Annotated in this window: 1 protein-coding gene; it reads left to right on the top strand. The window is 64.7% G+C overall.

The features are described from left to right. On the top strand, window positions 1-241 hold a 241-nt coding region (locus tag AC0IW9_RS31375; RefSeq protein WP_471652199.1), incomplete at its 5' end, for a bifunctional adenosylcobinamide kinase/adenosylcobinamide-phosphate guanylyltransferase. Window positions 242-252 lie beyond the last annotated feature (11 nt).

A 252-nucleotide genomic window follows, 5' to 3' on the forward strand; every position in this document is an offset into this window, starting at 1 on the left:
GGAAGATGACGCACGCCTGGTGCGCGAGCGCGACGCGCTGTTGGCCTGCCTGGCGAACCTGCCGGGGCGGTTGATTCTGGTCAGCAATGAAACCGGGCTCGGCGTGGTGCCGATGGGCGAGTTGACCCGTCGTTATGTCGATGAAGCCGGCCTGCTGCACCAGGCCATCGCCGAACGCTGCCAGCGGGTGGTGTTCACGGTCGCTGGCCTGCCGATGATTCTCAAGGGAGATCCGTTATGAACCTCGACTGG

The sequence above is a fragment of the Belnapia sp. AC561 genome (genome assembly GCF_979252845.1).